Annotated in this window: 1 rRNA gene; it reads right to left on the minus strand. The window is 55.1% G+C overall.

Annotation, left to right across the window (positions count from 1 at the left end):
* Positions 1 to 2: 2 nt before the first annotated feature.
* Positions 3 to 2,919 (minus strand): 23S ribosomal RNA (locus tag BW944_RS14650).
* Between the last annotated feature and the right edge of the window lie 55 nt (positions 2,920 to 2,974).

A 2,974-nucleotide genomic window follows, 5' to 3' on the forward strand; every position in this document is an offset into this window, starting at 1 on the left:
GTATAGAGAAGATCTCGATGGATTAGTATCCGTCTGCTGCACGTGTCGCCACGCTTCCACACCGGACCTATCAACCTCTTCGTCTCAGAGGCATCTCTACAAATGGAAATCTCATCTCAAGGGGGGCTTCATGCTTAGATGCTTTCAGCACTTATCCCGTCCACACGTAGCTACCCAGCGATGCTCCTGGCGGAACAACTGGTACACCAGCGGTGTGTCCATCCCGGTCCTCTCGTACTAAGGACAGCTCCTTTCAAATTTCCCACGCCCACGACGGATAGGGACCGAACTGTCTCACGACGTTCTGAACCCAGCTCGCGTACCGCTTTAATGGGCGAACAGCCCAACCCTTGGGACCGACTACAGCCCCAGGATGCGATGAGCCGACATCGAGGTGCCAAACCTCCCCGTCGATGTGGACTCTTGGGGGAGATAAGCCTGTTATCCCCGGGGTAGCTTTTATCCGTTGAGCGACGGCCCTTCCATGCGGTACCGCCGGATCACTAAGTCCGACTTTCGTCCCTGCTCGACTTGTAGGTCTCGCAGTCAAGCTCCCTTGTGCCTTTACACGCTGCGAATGATTTCCAACCATTCTGAGGGAACCTTTGAGCGCCTCCGTTACTTTTTGGGAGGCGACCGCCCCAGTCAAACTGCCCACCTGACACTGTCTCCGGACCGGATCACGGTCCTGGGTTAGAATGTCCGTACCGCCAGGGTGGTATCCCACCAGCGCCTCCACCGAAGCTTGCGCTCCGGTTTCGATGGCTCCCACCTATCCTGTACAAGCGATACCAACATTCAATATCAGGCTGCAGTAAAGCTCCACGGGGTCTTTCCGTCCTGTCGCGGGTAATGCGCATCTTCACGCATCGTATAATTTCACCGGGTCTCTCGTTGAGACAGTGCCCAAGTCGTTGCACCTTTCGTGCGGGTCGGAACTTACCCGACAAGGAATTTCGCTACCTTAGGACCGTTATAGTTACGGCCGCCGTTTACTGGGGCTTCGGTTCAACGCTTCGCCTTGCGGCTAACGCATCCCCTTAACCTTCCAGCACCGGGCAGGTGTCAGCCCCTATACTTCACCTTACGGTTTCGCAGAGACCTGTGTTTTTGGTAAACAGTCGCTTGGGCCTTTTCACTGCGGCTCCTCGGCAGAGGAGCACTCCTTCTCCCGAAGTTACGGAGTCATTTTGCCGAGTTCCTTAACGAGAGTTCTCCCGATCACCTTAGGATACTCTCCTCGCCTACCTGTGTTGGTTTGCGGTACGGGCACCCGCCATCCTCGCTAGAGGCTTTTCTTGGCAGTGTGAAATCAGGAGCTTCGATACTCATGTTCTCTCCCCATCACTGCTCGCGCTTTGAGCCGGACGGATTTGCCTATCCGGCACGCTTACAGCTTGGACGCACACATCCGATGGTGCGCTCTCCTTATCCTCCTGCGTCCCCCCGTTCGCTCGAACGGAGGCGGGTGGTACAGGAATCTCCACCTGTTGTCCATCGCCTACGCCTTTCGGCCTCGGCTTAGGTCCCGACTAACCCTGAGTGGACGAGCCTTCCTCAGGAAACCTTAGGCTTACGGTGAAAGAGATTCTCACTCTTTTTTCGCTACTTATACCGGCATTCTCACTTCCAGTCGCTCCACCAGTCCTCACGGTCTGACTTCACAGCTCCTGGAACGCTCTCCTACCACTTGCATCTTCGATGCAAATCCGTAGCTTCGGTGGTGTGTTTAGCCCCGGTACATTTTCGGCGCAGCGTCACTCGACCAGTGAGCTATTACGCACTCTTTCAATGATAGCTGCTTCTAAGCTAACATCCTGGTTGTCTAAGCAACGCCACATCCTTTTCCACTTAACACACACTTGGGGACCTTAGCTGACGGTCTGGGCTGTTTCCCTCTCGACCATGAACCTTCTCACCCATGGTCTGACTCCTCGACGCGAGTCGCTGGCATTCGGAGTTTGACTGAACTCGGTAACCCGGTAGGGGCCCCTCATCCAATCAGTGCTCTACCTCCAGGACTCCTAGCCGAAGGCTAGCCCTAAAGCTATTTCGGAGAGAACCAGCTATCTCCGTGTTCGATTGGCATTTCACCCCTACCCACCCCTCATCCCCGTAATTTTCAACTTACGTGGGTTCGGGCCTCCAGTCAGTGTTACCTGACCTTCACCCTGGGGATGGGTAGATCACACGGTTTCGGGTCTACGACCGTCTACTCGAGACGCCCTATTCAGACTCGCTTTCGCTGCGGCTCCACACCTACAGTGCTTAACCTTGCAGCCGATCGTAACTCGCCGGTCCATTCTACAAAAGGTACGCCGTCACCCATTAACGGGCTCCGACTACTTGTAGGCACACGGTTTCAGGTTCTCTTTCACTCCCCTTCCGGGGTGCTTTTCACCTTTCCCTCACGGTACTGGTTCACTATCGGTTACTAGGGAGTATTTAGCCTTGGGAGATGGTCCTCCCGGATTCCGACGAAATTTCTCGTGTTTCGCCGTACTCAGGATCCACTCCGGAGGAGGGGCGATGTCGGCTACGGGGCTGTTACCCGCTCTGGCTGGACGTTCCAGTCCGCTTCGCCTATCGTCCCTCTTGGTAACTCCGATGGAGTGTCCTACAACCCCAGAGAGCAAGCTCTCTGGTTTGGGCTGGTTCCGTTTCGCTCGCCGCTACTCGGGAAATCGCGTTTGCTTTCCTCTCCTCCGGGTACTTAGATGTTTCAGTTCCCCGGGTCTACCTCCGGCCACCTATGTATTCAGTGACCGGTACTGTCCCATAACGGACAGTGGGTTCCCCCATTCGGACATCTCCGGATCAACGCCTACTTACGGCTCCCCGGAGCATTTCGGTGTTTGTCCCGTCCTTCATCGGCTCCTAGTACCAAGGCATCCACCGTGCGCCCTTCGTTTCTTCACTATACTGTGAAAAGACGCTTCGTTCTAAAAATAAAGATCGATGTTGGTCTAGATCA

This window comes from Salimicrobium flavidum (assembly GCF_900156645.1).
GTDB classification, from domain to species: domain Bacteria; phylum Bacillota; class Bacilli; order Bacillales; family Halobacillaceae; genus Salimicrobium; species Salimicrobium flavidum.